Origin of the sequence: Halomonas sp. THAF5a, from assembly GCF_009363755.1 — a bacterium.
Taxonomy (GTDB): Bacteria; Pseudomonadota; Gammaproteobacteria; order Pseudomonadales; family Halomonadaceae; genus Halomonas.
This window is the reverse complement of sequence record NZ_CP045417.1, coordinates 1971236-1989389: the sequence shown is the minus strand read 5'-3', so window position 1 is coordinate 1989389 and position 18154 is coordinate 1971236. Positions and strand designations below refer to the sequence as shown.

At 69.0% G+C, this 18154-nt stretch carries 18 protein-coding genes; 11 read left to right on the top strand and 7 right to left on the bottom strand.

Features of this window, described 5'->3' with window-relative positions:
- Window position 1: 1 nt before the first annotated feature.
- The 6 genes from infC (at window position 2) to ihfA (ending at window position 5143) form a co-directional block, all read left to right on the top strand.
- The gene (infC, locus tag FIU83_RS08995) at window positions 2-541 is read left to right on the top strand and encodes a translation initiation factor IF-3 (RefSeq protein WP_301538579.1); all 540 of its coding nucleotides are present in this window, start codon (window positions 2-4) and stop codon (window positions 539-541) included.
- An 87-nt stretch (window positions 542-628) separates the two neighbouring features.
- Window positions 629-823, top strand: a complete 195-nt coding sequence (rpmI, locus tag FIU83_RS08990; protein WP_108446465.1) for a 50S ribosomal protein L35 — start codon at window positions 629-631, stop codon at window positions 821-823.
- Window positions 824-861: 38 nt separating this feature from the next.
- On the top strand, window positions 862-1215 hold the full coding sequence (gene rplT / locus FIU83_RS08985; protein ID WP_021817421.1) for a 50S ribosomal protein L20: 354 nt from the start codon (window positions 862-864) through the stop codon (window positions 1213-1215).
- 127 nt (window positions 1216-1342) lie between these two features.
- Window positions 1343-2362 carry a phenylalanine--tRNA ligase subunit alpha gene (gene pheS, locus FIU83_RS08980; protein WP_152483740.1) on the top strand — a complete coding sequence of 340 codons (1020 nt, stop codon included), beginning with the start codon at window positions 1343-1345 and terminating at the stop codon, window positions 2360-2362.
- Window positions 2363-2396: 34 nt separating this feature from the next.
- Window positions 2397-4775: a phenylalanine--tRNA ligase subunit beta gene (pheT, locus tag FIU83_RS08975; protein WP_152483739.1), complete on the top strand. Its 2379-nt coding sequence runs from the start codon at window positions 2397-2399 to the stop codon at window positions 4773-4775.
- Between the two features lie 65 nt (window positions 4776-4840).
- Window positions 4841-5143, top strand: coding sequence for an integration host factor subunit alpha (ihfA, locus tag FIU83_RS08970; protein WP_152485309.1), 303 nt, complete (start codon window positions 4841-4843; stop codon window positions 5141-5143).
- A 94-nt stretch (window positions 5144-5237) separates the two neighbouring features.
- On the opposite strand, the gene FIU83_RS08965 is transcribed toward ihfA, so the two are convergent.
- A complete protein-coding gene (locus FIU83_RS08965) occupies window positions 5238-5447 on the bottom strand; it encodes a DUF2788 domain-containing protein (protein WP_152483738.1) in 210 nt (69 codons plus the stop codon).
- Between the two features lie 133 nt (window positions 5448-5580).
- Between FIU83_RS08965 and FIU83_RS08960 the strand changes: the two genes are divergently transcribed.
- Window positions 5581-6045, top strand: a complete 465-nt coding sequence (locus tag FIU83_RS08960) for a flavodoxin (protein WP_152483737.1) — start codon at window positions 5581-5583, stop codon at window positions 6043-6045.
- Window position 6046: 1 nt separating this feature from the next.
- Entirely contained in the window at window positions 6047-6415 is a 369-nt protein-coding gene (locus FIU83_RS08955; RefSeq protein WP_152483736.1) for a hypothetical protein, read from the top strand.
- Between the two features lie 127 nt (window positions 6416-6542).
- On the opposite strand, the gene ppnN is transcribed toward FIU83_RS08955, so the two are convergent.
- Window positions 6543-7904, bottom strand: a complete 1362-nt coding sequence (gene ppnN / locus FIU83_RS08950; RefSeq protein ID WP_152483735.1) for a nucleotide 5'-monophosphate nucleosidase PpnN — start codon at window positions 7902-7904, stop codon at window positions 6543-6545.
- Between the two features lie 140 nt (window positions 7905-8044).
- Between ppnN and FIU83_RS08945 the strand changes: the two genes are divergently transcribed.
- Entirely contained in the window at window positions 8045-8953 is a 909-nt protein-coding gene (locus tag FIU83_RS08945) for a LysR family transcriptional regulator (RefSeq protein WP_152483734.1), read from the top strand.
- A 137-nt stretch (window positions 8954-9090) separates the two neighbouring features.
- Here the strand turns inward: FIU83_RS08945 and gcvP are convergent, their stop codons facing one another.
- Window positions 9091-11985 (bottom strand): aminomethyl-transferring glycine dehydrogenase, encoded by a 2895-nt coding sequence (gene gcvP, locus FIU83_RS08940; protein ID WP_152483733.1) that lies wholly within the window; start codon window positions 11983-11985, stop codon window positions 9091-9093.
- 122 nt (window positions 11986-12107) lie between these two features.
- Complete coding sequence (gene gcvH / locus FIU83_RS08935) at window positions 12108-12497, bottom strand: glycine cleavage system protein GcvH (protein ID WP_152483732.1); 390 nt, start codon at window positions 12495-12497, stop codon at window positions 12108-12110.
- Between the two features lie 476 nt (window positions 12498-12973).
- On the opposite strand from gcvH, the gene FIU83_RS08930 reads away from it, so the two are divergent.
- Together FIU83_RS08930 and gcvT are read left to right on the top strand one after the other, a co-directional pair.
- Window positions 12974-14380 (top strand): sodium:alanine symporter family protein, encoded by a 1407-nt coding sequence (locus FIU83_RS08930; RefSeq protein ID WP_152483731.1) that lies wholly within the window; start codon window positions 12974-12976, stop codon window positions 14378-14380.
- 76 nt (window positions 14381-14456) lie between these two features.
- Window positions 14457-15566, top strand: a complete 1110-nt coding sequence (gcvT, locus tag FIU83_RS08925; RefSeq protein ID WP_152483730.1) for a glycine cleavage system aminomethyltransferase GcvT — start codon at window positions 14457-14459, stop codon at window positions 15564-15566.
- Between the two features lie 140 nt (window positions 15567-15706).
- On the opposite strand, the gene FIU83_RS08920 is transcribed toward gcvT, so the two are convergent.
- The 3 genes from FIU83_RS08920 to FIU83_RS08910 form a co-directional block, all read right to left on the bottom strand.
- Complete coding sequence (locus tag FIU83_RS08920; RefSeq protein ID WP_152485308.1) at window positions 15707-16342, bottom strand: alpha-ketoglutarate-dependent dioxygenase AlkB; 636 nt, start codon at window positions 16340-16342, stop codon at window positions 15707-15709.
- A gap of 69 nt (window positions 16343-16411) precedes the next feature.
- A complete protein-coding gene (locus tag FIU83_RS08915; protein ID WP_152483729.1) occupies window positions 16412-16954 on the bottom strand; it encodes a phosphatase PAP2 family protein in 543 nt (180 codons plus the stop codon).
- The gene (locus tag FIU83_RS08910) at window positions 16926-18086 is read right to left on the bottom strand and encodes a glycosyltransferase family 1 protein (RefSeq protein ID WP_152483728.1); all 1161 of its coding nucleotides are present in this window, start codon (window positions 18084-18086) and stop codon (window positions 16926-16928) included. The genes FIU83_RS08915 and FIU83_RS08910 overlap by 29 nt, the downstream gene beginning before the upstream one ends.
- Window positions 18087-18154 lie beyond the last annotated feature (68 nt).

The window sequence follows — 18154 nt, the reverse complement described above, 5'->3', positions numbered from 1 at the left end:
CATCAAGCGAAGCAACCCTAGAGGGCGCGTTCAGGATAAACGCCCCCCGATGAACGAGCGCATTACCGAGGATCAGGTCCGCCTGATCGACAGCGACGGCGAACAGCTGGGCGTCGTGCCCACCAGCGATGCGCTGGAGCGAGCCGAAGCGGCCGGAATGGACCTCGTGCAGATTTCCAATGCCGATCCCATCGTCTGCAAGATCATGGATTACGGCAAGTTCGTCTTCGAGCAGAAGAAGCAGAAGTCTGCTCAGAAGAAGAAGACGAAGCAGATCCAGGTCAAGGAAGTGAAATTCCGGCCTGGCACCGACGAGGGCGACTATCAGGTCAAGATGAAGAACCTGACGCGTTTCCTCGAAGGTGGCGACAAGGGCAAGGTCACCCTGCGTTTTCGCGGTCGTGAAATGGCGCACCAGGACATCGGCCGCAAGCTGATGGAGCGGATCGCCGCAGACCTCGAAGAGCTTGGGACCGTGGAGTCCTTCCCGAAGATGGAAGGGCGCCAGATGATCATGATCATTGCCCCCAAGAAGAAGTGATTCGACGGCCCGTTCAACGGCCGGAAGGCAGTAATGCCTTCCGGCGGCCACGAATTTTCTGAAAAAACCTCGAGCGGAGTTAGTCTCATGCCGAAGATCAAGAGCAACAGCGGCGCTGCCAAGCGCTTTAAGAAGACGGCCAACGGCTTCAAGCACAAGCAGTCGTTCCGTAGCCACATCCTGACCAAGAAGACCACCAAGCGGAAGCGCCAGCTGCGTGGGATGAAGCAGATCCACGCCGCCGACAAGCCGCTCATCCAGCGGATGCTGCCGACTCTGTAACTTCCCCGGTGCACCCTTTTTAACGTCAGGAGAAAGCCATGACTCGCGTCAAGCGTGGTGTCGTCGCACGTCGTCGTCACAAGAAGATTCTGAAGCAGGCCAAGGGTTACTACGGTGCCCGTTCGCGCGTCTTCCGCGTCGCCAAGCAGGCCGTCATCAAGGCCGGCCAGTATGCCTACCGCGACCGTCGTCAGCGCAAGCGTCAGTTCCGTGCCCTGTGGATCCAGCGTATCAACGCCGGTGCCCGCCAGCACGGCCTGTCCTACAGCCGCTTCGTCGGTGGCCTGAAGAAGGCCGGTATCGAGATCGACCGCAAGGTGCTGGCCGATCTGGCCGTTCACGAGAAGGCTGCCTTTGCCGCCATCGTCGAGAAGGCCAAGGCTGCCCAGTAAGGGAGTCGACCCTGGCCGGTGAGCGGCTCGTGTCGCACCGCCGGTCCGTGATCGTCGCAGGGGAAGAGCAGCCGCTCTTCCCCTGTTTTTTTGAAAGACTTCTTTGACAGACTTCGGAGCTCAACGGATGGATCACCTTCCCACTCTGGTTGCCGAGGCCCGCGACGCCATCCATGCCGCCGACAGCCTGGCCGCCCTGGACGAGCTGCGCGTGCGCTATCTCGGCAAGAAGGGCGAGATCACCGCCCTGCTCAAGGGGCTCGGCAAGCTGCCCGCGGAGGAGCGCCCGGCGGCCGGGGAGCGCATCAACCAGGCCAAGCAGGCGCTGGGGCAGGAACTCGACGAGCGCCGTCAGGCGCTGGAGAAGGCGGCGCTGGAGGCGCGCCTGGCCGCCGAGCGCCTGGACGTGACCCTGCCGGGACGCGGCCAGCCCAACGGCGGCCTGCACCCGGTGACCCTGACCCTGGAGCGCATCGAGGCGCTGTTCACGCGCATCGGCTACGACGTGGCGGTCGGCCCGGAGATCGAGGACGACTACCACAACTTCGAGGCCCTCAACATCCCCGCCCACCACCCGGCGCGGGGCATGGCCGATACCTTCTACTTCGACGCCACCCGGCTGCTGCGCACCCACACCTCGCCGGTGCAGGTGCGGACCATGAAGGAGGGCGAGCCGCCGATCCGCATCGTCTGCCCGGGCCGCGTCTATCGCAGTGACTCCGATCTGACCCATACCCCGATGTTCCATCAGGTCGAGGGCCTGCTGGTCGACGAGGACGTCAGCTTCGCCGACCTCAAGGGCACCATCCAGGATTTCCTGCACGCCTTCTTCGAGCGCGACGACCTCTCGGTGCGCTTCCGTCCCTCCTACTTCCCGTTCACCGAGCCCTCGGCCGAGGTCGACATCGAGTGCGTGATGTGCTCGGGCGACGGCTGCCGAGTCTGCTCGCACAGCGGCTGGCTGGAGGTGATGGGCTGCGGCATGGTGCATCCCGAGGTGTTCCGCCACTCCGGCATCGATACCGAGCGCTACACCGGCTTCGCCTTCGGCATGGGGGCCGAGCGCCTGGCGATGCTGCGCTACGGCGTGAACGACCTGCGGCTGTTCTTCGACAACGACCTGCGCTTCCTGCGCCAGTTCGCCTGATCGACCACCGGATACGCAGAACACAGGAGTTGTCATGAAATTTTCCGAACAGTGGCTGCGCGACTGGGTCTCGCCGGCCCTCTCCACCCAGGCGCTCGCCGACCAGATCACCATGGCCGGGCTCGAGGTCGACGGCGTGGAACCCGTCGCCGCGAGCTTCAGCGGCGTGGTGGTCGCCCAGGTGGTGGCCAAGGCGCCGCATCCCGATGCCGACAAGCTCAACGTCTGCCAGGTCGAGGACGGCAGCGGCGAGCGGGTGCAGGTGGTCTGCGGCGCCCCCAACGTGGCCGAGGGCCAGCGGGTCGCCTTCGCCCGGGTCGGTGCCGTGCTGCCCGGCGACTTCAAGATCAAGAAGGCCAAGCTGCGCGGCGTCGAGTCCCGCGGCATGATCTGTTCCGCCTCGGAGCTCGGACTCGAGGAGGAGACCTCCGAGGGCATCCTAGAGCTGCCGCTGGATGCGCCGGTGGGCGAGGACTTTCGCGCCTTCATGGGCCTCGATGACCACACCATCGAGGTCGACCTCACCCCCAATCGCGGCGACTGCCTGAGCCTCAAGGGCCTGGCGCGCGAGGTGGGGGTGCTCAACCGCCTGGCGGTCCAGGGCCCCGAGCTCGCCCCGGTGGCGCCCGTCCACGACGAGACCTTCCCGGTGCGCGTCGAGGATGGCGAGCGCTGCCCGCGCTACCTCGGCCGGCTGATCAAGGGCGTCGACGTCAGCGCCGAGACGCCGCTGTGGATGGTCGAGCGGCTGCGCCGCGGTGGCATCCGCGCCATCGATCCGGTGGTCGACGTCACCAACTACGTGATGCTCGAGCTCGGCCAGCCGCTGCACGCCTTCGACCGCGCCAACCTGCAGGGCAGCGTGATCGTGCGCCTGGCCCGCGAGGGCGAGCGCCTCGTGCTGCTCGATGGCCAGGAGATCACCCTCGAGGGCGAGACCCTGGTGATCGCCGACGAGCGGGGCCCGCTGGCCATCGCCGGCATCATGGGCGGCGAGCACTCCGGCGTGACTGCCGAGACCCGGGACATCTTCCTCGAGTCGGCCTTCTTCTCGCCGCTGGCCGTGGCCGGCCAGGGCCGTCGCTACGGCCTGCACACCGACGCCTCCCACCGCTTCGAGCGCGGCGTCGACCCTGCGCTGGCCCGCGAGGCCGCCGAGCGGGCCACCGCGCTGCTGATCGAGATCACCGGCGGCGAGCCGGGGCCGCTGGTCGAGGTGGCAAGCGACGCGCACCTGCCCGGCGCCCGCCAGGCGACCCTGCGCGCGGCGCGCCTCGAGCAGGCGCTCGGCAAGTCGCTGCCGGGCGAGGAGGTCGTCGAAATCCTCGAGCGCCTGGGGCTCGGCGTCACCGCCAACGGCGAGGGCTGGACGGTGCAGGTGCCGAGCTGGCGGTTCGACATCGCCATCGAGGAGGACCTCATCGAGGAGGTGGCGCGCATCCACGGCTACAACCGGCTGCCGGTGCGCCGTCCCCAGCTGCGCCTGGCGCTGCGCCCGGCCGACGAGGCCCACACGCCGCTGGGCCGGCTGCGTCGCCAGATGGTCGCCCGCGGCTACCAGGAGGCGGTGACCTACAGCTTCGTCGCCCCGGAACTGCAGCAGGCGCTGCACCCCGAGGCCGTCTCGCCGGCGCTCGCCAACCCCATCTCCAGCGACCTGTCGGTGATGCGCGCGAGCCTCTTCCCGGGTCTGGTGCGTGCCCTGACGCACAACCTGAATCGCCAGCAGAACCGGGTCCGCCTGTTCGAGACCGGCCTGGTGTTCCGCGGCGAGCTCGATCACCTGCACCAGGTGCCGATGCTCGGCGCCCTGGTCTGCGGGCCGCGCGAGCCCGAGGGCTGGTCCGGTGACAAGGCCGCGGTCGACTTCTTCGACCTCAAGGGCGACCTCGAGAGCCTGCTGGCCCTGGGCGATCCCGAGGCCTGGCGCTTCGAGCCGGGCGAGCACCCGGCCCTGCACCCGGGGCAGTGCGCGCGCCTCCTGCACCGCGGCGAGGAGGCCGGCTGGATCGGCACCCTGCACCCGGCGGTGCGCGCCAAGCTGGGCCTCAAGGTCGATGCGCTGCTCTTCGAGGTGCGCCTCGATGCGCTCACCCAGGGCCGGGTGCCGGCCTTCACGCCGCTCTCTCGCCATCCCGAGGTGCGCCGCGACCTGGCCTTCCTGGTCGACGCCGACCTGCCGGTCCAGTCGCTGCTCGATACCATCCGCGGCCAGGCCGGCGAGTGGCTGGTGGACTCGCACCTGTTCGATGTCTACCAGGGCAAGGGCGTGCCGGAGGGGCGCAAGAGCGTGGCCCTGGGCTTGACCTGGCAGCATCCTTCGCGCACGCTTAATGACGAGGAAATCAATCAGTTGGTTGATGCCATCGTCGCGGAATCGCACCAGCACCTGGGCGCCGAGCTGCGTTCATGAGCGCGTCGCGAGGCAGGGAGGCTCGCCCGGGCGATTGGCAGGACCTGCGCCACGAGGACGACAACATGGGTGCGTTGACCAAGGCGGAACTGGCCGAACATCTGCACGTCGAGCTTGGCCTGTCCAAGCGCGAGGCCAAGTCCATGGTGGAGGCCTTCTTCGAGGAGATTCGTGGCTGCCTGCGCGAGAACGAGCAGGTCAAGCTGTCGGGATTCGGCAACTTCGACCTGCGCGACAAGCGCGAGCGACCCGGCCGCAACCCGAAGACGGGCGAGGAGATCCCCATCTCCGCCCGACGCGTGGTCACCTTCCGGCCCGGCCAGAAGCTCAAGAGCCAGGTCGAGGGGTACGAGGGCGAGGTGCACTGAGGCGCCGCCTGTCCCCATTGCCGTCCCTTCGCAAGACGCCACTCCTCGGAGTGGCGTCTTCGTGTCGGCGTCGCCGCGGTATGAGGCGGTAGGGCTAGACCCCGACGCCGCTCTCCAGCGTCCAGGTGATCACCACCTTCAGCACGTAGCCCAGCATCCCGGCGCCCAGCACCACGAACAGCATGAGGGTGCCGAAGCGGCCGGCCCGGGACTGCTTGGCCAGGTCCCAGATGATGAAGCACATGAAGAGGATCAGGCCGCCGATCATGATCGGCGTGATCCAGGTCTCGAAGGCGTGCCGCATGATGTCTCCTGCAGGAAGGGTGAATGCCCGACCATTATACTCGGTCTTCCCCGGCAGGGCAGTCATCTCGACGTGGCCCCTTGCCGCACCCACGTGTTAATATCCGAGTGAAATTCTCAGGTAAATCCATGACATGCCCATGCTCAAGATCATCGTAGGCACCATGTATGGCGGTGCCCTGGACGTCGCCGAACAGGTCAAGCCGCTCTTCGAGGAGGCCGGTTACGAGGTGGCGATCTTCGATCAGCCGACCCTGGATGACCTCATCGGCTCTCCCACCGACCTGGCGCTGTTCTGCGTCTCCACCACCGGCAGCGGCGACCTGCCCGGCAACATCGTGCCGTTCGCCCGGGCGCTCGAGGAGCAGAGCCCCGGCCTCGGCAGCCTGCGCTACGGCCTGATCGCCCTGGGCGACAGCTCCTACGGCGAGACCTTCTGCGGCGCGGGACGCCACCTCGACGAGCTGCTCGAGGGGCAGGGCGCCCAGCGCCTCGGTGAGCGTCTCGAGATCGATGCCATGGAGACCTTCATGGCCGACGACGCCGCGCTGCCCTGGGTCGAGGAGTGGATCGACGCGCAGCAGCTGAAGGTGGCCTGAGGTGGGGGCCGCACCGACCGCGGAGCGCGTGAGCCTGCTGCTGGGGCTCGGCGTGCTGATGCTGGCGACCCTGCCGCGCTATCTCGCCGCAGGGCTCGAGACGCGCCAGTCGCTGATGCTGATGGCACTCGCCGCGGTCGCCATCGCGACCCTGGTGCAGTGGCGGATGCTCGACGACGAGGCGCGCGCGCGCCTGCCGGGGCTGCTGCGTCGCCTGGGGCTCTGCCTGGGGACGGGCGCGGTCGGCATGACCGCCTGGCACGCTCTGACCAGCGACTTCTTCGGTTGGGAGCTCATCGCCTCCCACGGCGCCACCCTGGGCCTGCTGCTGCATGCGCTCTGGCTGTGGTGGCGGCCCGTGCGTGCCTAGGGGCAGCGGCCACGCGGTCGCCTCGGCGACCAGGCTCGCGCCGCGCGTCAGACACGAGAAACCCGCCAGCAGGCGGGTTTCTTGTCGTTAGAGAGCACGAAGCGGCACCATTCTGCGGCGCTCGGCGCTAGCCCAGCGTGTAGCAGGGCACGTAGTCGCCGGCGAGCTTCATGCGCCCCTGGTCGACGAAGGAGGAGAGCAGTTCGTCCAGTCGCGCCATCAGCTCCGGTTCGGCGTGCAGCCGGAAGGGGCCATGGGCCTCGATGGCGCGCAGCCCCTGCTCCTTGACGTTGCCGGCGACGATGCCCGAGAAGGCGCGGCGCAGGTTGGCGGCGAGCTCGTGCACCGGCTGCTCCCGATGGAGTGCCAGGCTCGCCATGGCCTCGTGGGTGGGCGCGAAGGGCTCCTGGAAGTTGCGTGCCACGGTCAGGCGCCAGTTGTAGTAGAAGGCGTCCTGGCGGTGGCGGCGATACTCGGCGACCCGGTCGATGTTCACGCGCATGGTGCGCGCCACCTCGACGGAGTCGTCGACGATGATGCGGTAGTGGCGGCGCACCGCCTCGCCCAGGGTGTAGACCAGGAACTCGTCGATGCGCTTGAAGTAGTCGGCCGAGCTCGCTGGGCCGGTGAAGATCACCGGCAGTTCCATGTCGGCGTTGTCCGGATGGAGCAGGATCCCCATCAGGTAGAGGATCTCCTCGGCGGTGCCCACGCCGCCGGGGAACACGATGATGCCGTGACCCAGCCGCACGAAGGCCTCCAGGCGCTTCTCGATGTCGGGCATCACGACGAGCTCGTTGACGATGGGGTTGGGCGCCTCGGCGGCGATGATCCCGGGCTCCGAGACCCCCAGGTAGCGCCCCTGGGTGCGCCGCTGCTTGGCGTGGGCCACGTTGGCGCCCTTCATCGGGCCCTTCATGGCGCCCGGCCCGCAGCCGGTGCAGATGTCCAGCTCGCGAAGCCCCAGGTGGTAGCCCACCGACTTGGTGTAGTCGTACTCCTCGCGGGAGATCGAGTGCCCGCCCCAGCAGACCACCAGGCTCGGGTCTCGGCCCGGCTTGAGGGTGCCGGCCTTGCGCAGGATGTGGAACACCGCGTTGGTGGTGCCCTCGGCGGTCTGCAGGTCGAAGCGGTGGCGGGTCTGGATCTCGTTGTAGACGTAGACGATATCGCGCAGCACCGCCGAGAGGTGCTCGCGGATGCCGCGGATCATCTTGCCGTCGACGAAGGCCTCGGCGGGGGCGTTGGTGATCTTCAGCCGGACGCCGCGATCCTGCTGCTGCACCTCGATGTCGAAGTCGCGGTAGGTCTCGAGCAGGGCCAGGCCGTCATCGGTGAGGTTGCCGCAGTTGAGCACCGCCAGCGCGCAGCTGCGCAGCAGGTCGTGCAGGCCGCTCCGGGAGGTGTCGTGCAGTCGCTCGACCTCCTGCTGGGAGAGGATCTCGAGGCTGCCTTCCGGCGAAATGGTGGTGGAGATGGTGTCTGGCATCCGTGGCGTTCCCTGTCGTCATGGCCGGATTGGTCGTGACTCGATGCTACCACGGCCGCCGTCGGGCGGGCAGCGCTGCGGCAGCCGCGGCGAGCTGGTAGAATCATCGCTGCTCGGCCACCGCCTCGACGTGATATCCCATGTTCAACGCCCGCTACTTTCGCACCTTCATCACACTGGTCGAGACCGGCAGCTTCACCCGCACCGCCCGTCGCCTCGAGATGACTCAGCCCGGCGTCAGTCAGCACGTCCGCAAGCTCGAGCAGTATCTCGGCAAGTCGCTGCTCGACCGCCAGGGGCGGCGCTTCGTGCTCACCGAGGCCGGGCGGCGCGCCTACGACTACGCGCTGAAGCTGTTCGCCGAGCATGAGCAGTTTCGCCACTCCCTGGACAACGACAGCCTCGACAGCGGCGAGTGCCGCCTCGCCTCGCCGGGCAGCATCGGGCTGATGCTCTACCCCTTCATCCTCGGCCAGCAGCAGATGCAGCCGGGCCTCACCGTCAGCTACAGCTTCGCCTTCAACGGCGATATCGTGGCCGACGTGCTCTCCGGGCGCCACGATCTGGGCATCGTCACCGAACCAGTGCGCCATCCCGAGCTCGACTGCGAGGCCTGGCACCAGGAGCCGCTCTGCCTGGTGGTGCCGGCGGACTTCGCCGGCAGCGGCCTGAACGACCTGATGGCGCTGGGGGTGATCGGCTACCCGGGCGGAAACGATCATGCCGCGGCGCTGCTGCACGCCAACTTCCCCGACTTCCGCTCGATGAGCCACTTCCCGCGCCAGGGCTTCACCAACGAGGTGGGCATGGTGCTGGACGCGGTGGCCCGGGGACTCGGTTTCGCGGTGGTCTCGCGGGTGGTGCTCGAGACCTCGCCCTGGCAGCGCCAGGTCAAGGCGCTCTCCCTGGCCCACGCCTCCCACGAGTCTCTCTACCTGGTGACCCGCAGCGGGGCGCACATGCCGCGCCGCTACGTGCGCCTGCTCGAGGGCTACCGCGAGCAGCGCCACCACGAGCGCCTCGGCTACGGCGAGGCGATCGAGGGCTGAGCCGCCGAGCGTCCCCGCCTCAGCGCCCGGACCTCAACGAAACGGGCCCCGCCGAAGCGGGGCCCTTTTCGTTCATGAGCCGGCGTTGACGCTCGGGCGGCGCCTGTGAGGCGCCGCCGCGATCGTCTAGCCGCGTCTCAATCGCGGTACTCGTCGATGCTCGGGCAGGAGCAGATCAGCTGCCGGTCGCCGAAGACGTTGTCGACGCGGTTGACCGCCGGCCAGTACTTGGCGGCGCGGGTCGCCTCGGAGGGGAAGGCGCCGAGCTCGCGCGAGTAGGGGCGCGCCCAGGCGGCGTCGCGCAGGTCGGCCAGGGTGTGCGGGGCGTTGACCAGCGGGTTGTCGTCGGCGGGCCAGTCGCCGCGCTGCACCGCGTCGATTTCCTCGCGGATCGCGATCATGGCGTCGCAGAAGCGGTCGATCTCGTAGCGCGACTCCGACTCGGTGGGCTCGATCATCAGCGTGCCGGGCACCGGGAAGGACATGGTCGGGGCGTGGAAGCCGTAGTCCATCAGGCGCTTGGCGATGTCCTCCTCGCTGATGCCGGAGTCGGCCTTGAGCGGGCGGATGTCGATGATGCACTCGTGGGCCACGGTGCCGTTGGCGCCCTTGTAGAGCACCGGGTAGTGCGCGCCGAGGCGCTGGGCGATGTAGTTGGCGTTGAGGATCGCGAGCTCGGTGGCCTCGCGCAGGCCGCGCGCGCCCATCATCTTGATGTAGGCCCAGGAGATCGGCAGGATCGAGGCCGAGCCGAAGGGGGCGGCCGAGACCGCGCCACAGCCCGCCTCGACGCCCTCGATCGGCACCACCGCGTGGTTCGAGACGTAGGGCGCGAGGTGCGCCTTGACGCCGATCGGGCCCATGCCCGGGCCGCCGCCGCCGTGGGGGATGCAGAAGGTCTTGTGCAGGTTGAGGTGGCTGACGTCGCCGCCGAAGTCGCCGGGGCGGGTCAGGCCCACCTGGGCGTTCATGTTGGCGCCGTCGATGTAGACCTGGCCGCCGTGGGCGTGGACGATCTCGCACACCTCGCGGACGTGGGCCTCGAACACCCCGTGGGTGGAGGGGTAGGTGATCATGATCGCCGAGAGGGCGTCGCGGTGCTGTTCGGCCTTGGCGGCCAGGTCGTCGATGTCGACGTTGCCGTCGGCGTCGCACTCCACGACCACCACCTTCATGCTGGCCATGGCGGCGGAGGCGGGGTTGGTGCCGTGGGCGGAGCTCGGGATCAGGCAGACGTCGCGGTGCCCCTCGCCCTGGGCCGCCTGGTAGCGGCGGATCGCCACCAGCCCGGCGTACTCGCCCTGGGCGCCGGAGTTGGGCTGCATGGAGATGTGGTCGTAGCCGGTCACCTCGACCAGGAAGGCGGCCAGCTCGTCGATCATCTGGCGGTAGCCGGCCACCTGGTCGCGGGGCGCGAAGGGGTGGATGCGCGCGAACTCCGGCCAGGTGATGGGGATCATCTCGCTGGTGGCGTTGAGCTTCATGGTGCACGAGCCCAGCGGGATCATCGCGTGGGCGAGCGACAGGTCCTTGTTCTCCAGGCGCTTGAGGTAGCGCAGCATCTCGGTCTCGCTGCGGTAGCGCTGGAAGGTCGGGTGGGTCAGGAACGCGGACTCCCGGGCGCAGGCGGCCGGGATGCCGGTGAGCCCCTCGGCGAGCACCCGGTCGTCGAGCTCGCGCACGCCGAGGCCATGCTCCTCGTCGAGCAGCACGTCGAACAGCACGTCCAGGTCGTGGGCGGTGGTGGTCTCGTCGAGGCTCAGCCCCACGTCGCCATCCGCGAAGTAGCGCAGGTTGACGTCGTGGGCCATGGCGCGGCCGTGGATGCGCCCGGCATCCACGCCGGTCAGGCGCAGGGTGTCGAACCAGCTGTCGTGGGCCAGGCTCACGCCCTTCTCCATGAGGCCGGTGGCCAGGATCGTCGTCAGGCGGTGGATGCGCGAGGCGATGGTCCTGAGGCCCTCGGCGCCGTGGTAGACGGCGTAGAAGCCGGCGATGTTGGCCAGCAGCGCCTGGGCGGTGCAGATGTTGGAGGTCGCCTTCTCGCGGCGGATATGCTGCTCGCGGGTCTGCATCGCCATGCGCAGCGCCGTCGCGCCGCGGCTGTCCTGGGAGACGCCGATGATGCGCCCCGGGATCGAGCGCTTGAGCTTGTCGGTGGTGGCGAAGAAGGCCGCGTGGGGGCCGCCGAAGCCCATCGGCACGCCGAAGCGCTGGGCGCTGCCGACGACCATGTCGGCGCCCAGGGCGCCCGGCTCCTTGAGCAGCACCAGGCCCATGATGTCGGCCGCCACGCAGGTCATCACGCCGCGCTCGCGGGCGGCCTCGATCAGCGGCGCCAGGTCGCGGACCCGGCCGCCGTCGCCGGGGTACTGCAGCAGGGCGCCGAAGACGTCGTGCTCGGCGAGCTCCTCGGCCGGGGCCACCACCAGGTCGAAGCCGAACCAGGCCGCGCGGGTGCGCACCACGTCCAGGGTCTGCGGGAAGACGTCATCGGCGACGAAGAAGGTATTGCTCCTGGCCTTCTTGTTGGCGCGCTTGCACAGCGCCATCGCCTCGGCGGCGGCGGTCGCCTCGTCGAGCAGCGAGGCGTTGGCGAGCTCCATGCCGGTGAGGTCCATCACCATCTGCTGGAAGTTGAGCAGGCCCTCGAGGCGCCCCTGGGAGATCTCCGGCTGGTAGGGCGTGTAGGCGGTGTACCAGCCCGGGTTCTCCAGCACGTTGCGCTGGATCACCGTCGGCAGGTGGGTGTCGTAGTAGCCCTGGCCGATGTAGCTCCTGGCCACGCGGTTCTGGCGCGCCAGGCGGTGCAGGTAGTCCAGGGCCTCGGCCTCGCCCTTCGGCGGGTCCAGGTCCAGCTCACGGCCCAGGCGAATGCCGGCGGGCACGGTGGCCTCCATCAGCGCGGGAAGGCTCGCCATGCCCAGCGTCTCGAGCATGCCCGCGACGTCGTCGGCGGTGGGCCCGTTGTGGCGCTGGAGGAAGGCATCGTGAGCGGCCAGATCGGCCAGACGGCGGTTGTCGAAAGCCATGGAACACCCTGTGTGCGTGGGGGGCAACGCCCCGGAGTCGATGGAAGGCCGGCCCCGCGGGCGGGGCCGGGGTGGCGCGCTCCTCAGCGGCCGCGTGGGCGGAGGAGGGCGCCGGGAGAGGCTCAGTCCTCGGCGGCCACGGCCTGGTAGGCGTCGGCGTCGAGCAGCGCGTCTAGGGCGGCGGCGTCGTCGAGGCGCACCTTCATGATCCAGCCGTCGGCGTAGGGCGCCTCGTTGACGGTCTCCGGGGCGTCCTCGAGGGCCTCGTTGACGGCGATGACCTCGCCGGCGAGCGGCGCGTAGAGATCGGAGGCGGCCTTGACCGACTCGATGACGCCGAACTCGTCGCCGACGGCGAGGGTCTGGCCGACCTCGGGCAGCTCGACGAAGACCACGTCGCCCAGGGCCTCCTGGGCGTGGTCGGTGATGCCGATGGTCACGCTGCCGTCGCCGTTGTCGAGGACCCACTCGTGGCTTTCGGCGTAGCGCAGGTTGGCGGGGATTGAGCTCATCTTGATTTCCTATACGAAAAAGGTTTTCGGATCCGCGAATGCTAACGCCCTTGACGGCGTTTGGCGAGTCCTGCGGAGGGGATGGCGGGTGGACAACAGCGCCTCGACCCGTTCACAGGGTGGTCGGAGACGCCGGCTTCGTCCAGTGGTCGACGCGCTCTTGCCTCGTGGCGGCGCCGACAGTACGCTTGCTGCGTTTCCAATCGGAAACCTGCGGCCGGTGTGGCCGCTGGCTGGCCGGCGACGCGCGAGGGGATGGCCCGAGCCGTCGGGCTGGTGCAGCAGTGGCATGATCCGCTATCGTGAAGGCGTTCGTCCTGTCGATCTTTCGTCGAAGAGCGACTTGACCATGCAGTTTCGTCTTTTCGGTTCGCCCGTCTGCCAAACGGGGGAGGATGGGCATCGGACATGCTGGCGAGTCGTCACCAGCGGCAGATCACAACAACAAGCGTGAAGAAGATAATAGGGAGATTCGCGTGGAAACCTTGAACAGTATATTCGGCGCCATCAACGGCGTGGTGTGGGGGCCCCTGATGCTCATCCTGCTGCTGGGGGTGGGCCTCTATCTGCAGATGGGCCTCAAGCTGATGCCGATCCGCAAGCTCGGCACGGGCTTCAAGCTGATGTGGGCCGGCCGCGACAAGAAGCCGGAACCCGGCAAGGCCGCCGAGAAGCATGACGATGGCGAGATCTCGCCGTTCAACGCCCTGATGACCGCCCTGTCGGCCACCATCGGCACCGGCAACATTGCCGGGGTCGCCACGGCCATCGCGCTGGGTGGCCCGGGGGCGGTCTTCTGGATGTGGATCACCGCCCTGGTCGGCATGGCCACCAAGTTTGCCGAGGCGGTGCTGGCCGTGCGCTATCGGGAAACCGACAGCACCGGCTACCACATCGGCGGGCCGATGTTCTACATCAAGAACGGCCTGGGCAAGAAGTGGCTGTGGCTCGGTGGCGCCTTCGCCTTCTTCGGCGCCGTGGCGGCCTTCGGTATCGGGAACACCGTGCAGTCCAACTCGGTGGCCGACGCCCTGGATTCCACCTTCGGCCTGCCGCACTGGATCACCGGCGTGGTGATCATGGTGCTGGCCGGTGCGGTGATCCTGGGCGGCATCAAGCGCATCGCCAAGGTGGCGGGCAAGCTGGTGCCGGTCATGGGCATCCTCTACGTGCTCGCCGGCCTGATCGTGCTGGTCGTCAACGCCGACCAGATCGGCGCGGCCTTCGGCATGATCTTCACCTATGCCTTCACCCCCCATTCGGCCGTGGGCGGCTTCGCCGGCGCGGCGGTGATGGCGGCCATCCGGTTCGGTGTGGCACGCGGCATCTTCTCCAACGAGGCGGGCCTGGGCAGCGCGCCCATCGCTCACGCCGCGGCGCAGACCAAGAACCCGGTGCGTCAGGGCCTGATCGCCATGCTGGGCACCTTCATCGATACCATCATCGTCTGCACCATCACCGCCCTGGTCATCCTGACCGCCGGCGTGTGGCAGACGGGGGAGGCCGGGGCGTCGCTGACCGCGCTCTCCTTCGATGCGGCCCTGCCGGGCATGGGCAACCAGATCGTGTCGCTGGCCCTGGCGGTGTTCGCCTTCACCACCATCCTCGGCTGGTCCTTCTACGGTGAGAAGTGCTTCCAGTTCCTGTTCGGCACGCGCTCGATCATGCTCTACCGGGTGCTGTTCGTGCTGGCGATTCCGCTGGGCGCCATGGCGCAGCTGGGCTTCATCTGGCTGATGGCCGACACCTTCAACGCCATGATGGCCATCCCCAACCTGATCGCCCTGGCGCTGCTGTCGCCGGTGGTCTTCAAGCTGGCCCGTGACTACTTCGACGGCAAGGAGATCCTGCCGGGCGAGGAGCTGGACCACGACAAATCCTGAGGGATGCGCGAGTCAGGAGAGGTGCCCCGAGGGGCACCTCTCTTGCGTTGGCCCCCTCGTCACGAGAGACGACATCATGAGTGAACTCAAGCAGACCCCGCTGCACGCCCTGCACGTGGAGCTGGGCGCCAGGATGGTGCCCTTCGCCGGCTACGACATGCCGGTGCAGTACCCGCTGGGAGTGAAACGCGAGCACGAGCATACTCGACAGGCCGCCGGGCTCTTCGATGTCTCCCACATGGGGCAGGTGCTGCTGCGCGGCCCCAACCCGGCCGAGGCGCTGGAGACCCTGGTGTCGGCCGATATCGTCGGCCTCCCTGCGGGCATGCAGCGCTATGCGCTGTTCACCTCCGAGGAGGGCGGCATCCTCGACGACCTGATGGTGGTCAATGCCGGCGATCACCTCTACCTGGTGGTCAACGCCGCCTGCCGCGAGCAGGACATCGCCCACCTGCGCCGGGGCCTGCCCGATCACGAGGTCGAGGTGGTCGACCGCGGCCTGCTGGCGTTGCAGGGCCCCCAGGCCGCCGGCGTGATGCAGCGCCTCTGCCCCGAGGCGTGCGAGATGGTCTTCATGCAGCACGGCCGCTTTGCCATCGACGGCATCGATGTCTGGGTCAGCCGCAGCGGCTACACCGGCGAGGACGGCTTCGAGATCTCGGTGGCCGCCGACCAGACCGAGGCCCTGGCGCGGCGACTGCTGGCCGAGCAGGAGGTCGAGGCGATCGGCCTGGGCGCGCGGGACTCCCTGCGTCTCGAGGCCGGGCTCTGTCTCTACGGCCACGATATCGACACCGAGACCACGCCGGTCGAGGGCGGCCTGATCTGGGCAATCGGCAAGCCGCGCCGCCGCGGCGGCGAGCGAGCCGGCGGCTTCCCCGGCGCCGACCTGATCCTGCACCAGGTGGCCGAGAAGGATCACCGTCGCAAGCGCGTGGGGCTGCTCGGCGAGGGCCGCGCCCCGGTGCGCGAGGGTACCGAGCTCTTCGACGCGGAGGGCGCCCACCTGGGCCGCGTGACCTCCGGCGGCTTCGGCCCCAGCGTCGGTCGGCCGGTGGCCATGGGCTACGTGGCCATCGAGGCGGCCGAGATCGGCGCCACCGTCTATGCCGAGGTGCGCGGCAAGCGCCTGCCGATGACGGTCAGCAAGATGCCCTTCGTCACCCCGGGCTACTTCCGCGGCTGACGGGGCATCGGCGATTTATACCGTTATCTTTCCTCGGCATCGCATGACGGCCATCCCGAACGGGGTGGCCGTTTTGCATGGGGCATTGGCACTGGGGGATAGAGGGTGGCCGGTGGGGCGTATGGCGTCGACAGCGCAGCTCAGCCGGCGCGGCCGCCATGGGTGGGCGGATGCACCCAGCGGAAGGTGAGGCTGATGCGCAGCCCCTCGAGGCGCCGCGGCAGCAGCGCGTGCTGAAGGCGTCGCTGCACCCCGGAGCCCATCACGAGCAGGCTGTCGTGGGGCAGCCAGGCATTGAAGGCCGGGGCCTCCCGGTGCTTCCAGCGAAAGCGCAGCGGGCGCTCGGCGCCGAGGCTGACGGCCGCGATCAGCGGGTCGTCGCCGAGCTCGGGCTCGTCGTCGCTGTGCCAGCCCATGCGCTCCTCGCCACCGGCATAGCGGTTGAGCAGTACGCTGTTGAAGCGCGCCGGCTGGCCGGCGGCGGCCAGCCGCTCGACCACTGCATCGCGGATCGTCGCGACGACGGGATGCCAGGCGTCGGGGGTGAAGTCGCGCCCCGAGTAGCGATAGCGTGCCTCGGGGCTGCCCATCCAGACCTGGCGGCGGGGGATCGGGTGCTCGCGCCCGTAGAGGCGCAGGGTCGGCCGCTGCCAGTCGAGCTCTCGATCGAGCCGTGTCAGCAGCTCGGTGGCGACGGGCTCGCCCAGCAGGCGGGCGAAGCGCATCAGCGGAGGCGTCGCGAGCAGGGGCTCGCCGGTAGGGAACGGCAGCGGCATCATCGCCTCAGGATGCCATCCCGTCGGCTGTTCGGCCAGCGGACGCGGTCGCGCCGGCCGCGTCGGGCATCAGCCGAAGAGCGCCAGGCTGAGCCAGGCGAAGCCGGTGCCGAGCAGGGCGCCGGCGACCACGTCGCTCAGGTAGTGCAGCCCCAGGCCGACCCGGGAGATGGCGATCAGCAGCGCGATGGGCAAGAGCCACGGCAGCAGCCAGGCGGCATGCACCGCGGTCAGCAGGCAGAAGAGCACCGCGTGCATGGTGTGGCCGCTGGGGAAGCTGTAGCGATCCCGGGCGGGTTCCCCGCAGCGGATGATGCCGGTGAAGGTGATGAAGGGGCGCTCGCGGCACAGGCGCGTCTTGAGCACCCGATAGACGGCGATGGCCACCAGGGCGGTGGCGGTGTATGCGAGCAGCCGCTGCGTGCCGTGGACGGGGTCGATCAGCGGCTGGGCGAGGATCAGCCCGACCCACAGCGGCCAGTCGCCCAGGCGGCTGGCCAGGCGCAGCAGCATCAGCCAGGGGCGATGAACGTTGCAGCCGACCAGGCGGCGGCAGAGCTGCCACTCGATGAGATCCAGGCGATCAAACATGGCAGGGGGGAGCGGCTTCATCGTCGACCTCCAGTGGCTGGGTGAGGGTGGAGAGGAAGGTGTCGGCGATTGCCGACCAGCGATACGCCAGGGCGCGCTGGCGGGCCGCCCGACCCAGTTGGGCATAGCGGGCCGGCTGCTGGCAGAGGGTGACCGCCGCCGCCTGGAAGCCGGCCGGATCATCGGGTGCCAGGCAGAGGCCGTTGTGGTCGTGGTCGATCAGCTCGGCGCCGGCGGCGTGGCGGAACGCCACCACGGCCAGGCCGCTGGCCATCGCCTCGAGCACCACGTTGCCCCAGGTCTCGGAGAGCGAGGGGAAGACGAAGAGGTCGGCGCTGGCGTAGTGGCGGATCAGGCGTTCCCGGTCGATGAAGCCGGTGAAGTGAGCCTGGGGCAGGGCACGCTCCAGGGACGCCCGTCCGGGGCCGTCGCCGACCACCACCAGGCTGAGGTCGGGACGCGCCTCGAGCATGGCGAGGAAGGTGTCGCGCAGCAGGGCCAGGTTCTTCTCCGGCGCCAGGCGTCCCACGTAGAGGGCCACCGGGCGGTGGGCATCGCTGCCCCAGGCGGCACGCAGCGCCGGGTCGCGATGGCGCGGGGAAAAGGCCTCGCCGTCGATGCCGCGCGCCATCACGCGCACGTTGGCGAAGCCCTGGGCCCCCAGGTCGCGGGCCTGGGCATGGGTCGGCACCAGGGTCGCCGCGGTGCGGTTATGGAAGTGTCGCAGGCGGCGGCGGACCAGCGGCGCCAGCCAGGGCAGGCCATAGTCGCGACAGTAGTGGTCGAAGTTGGTGTGCCAGCCGCTGATCACCGGGATGCCCAGCCGGCGTGCGATACGCAGCGCCGCCCAGCCCAGCGGGCCCTGGGTGGCGAGGTAGATCGCCTGGGGACGCTGGTGGCGCCACAGCCGCTGGAGGGCGCGCCCGGTCGTCAGGCCGATGCGCACTTCGCGATATCCGGGCAGGGCCAGGCCGCGAACACGCAGTTCCGACTCGATGCCCTCCGGACGCGGGATGACCGGCCCGGCGGGGCGCGGGCGCACCAGCTGCAGCGCCACCCCGCGTCGATGCAGCTCGGCGGTCAGCCGGCCGAGGGTGTGGGCGACGCCGTTGATATCGGGGGACCAGGTATCGCTGACCAGGCAGATGCGCATGGCGCTCCTCGTGCGGTGGCGGGCCCGACCGGGCCTGACACCGCCAAGGATGGGCGCCCTTCATGACA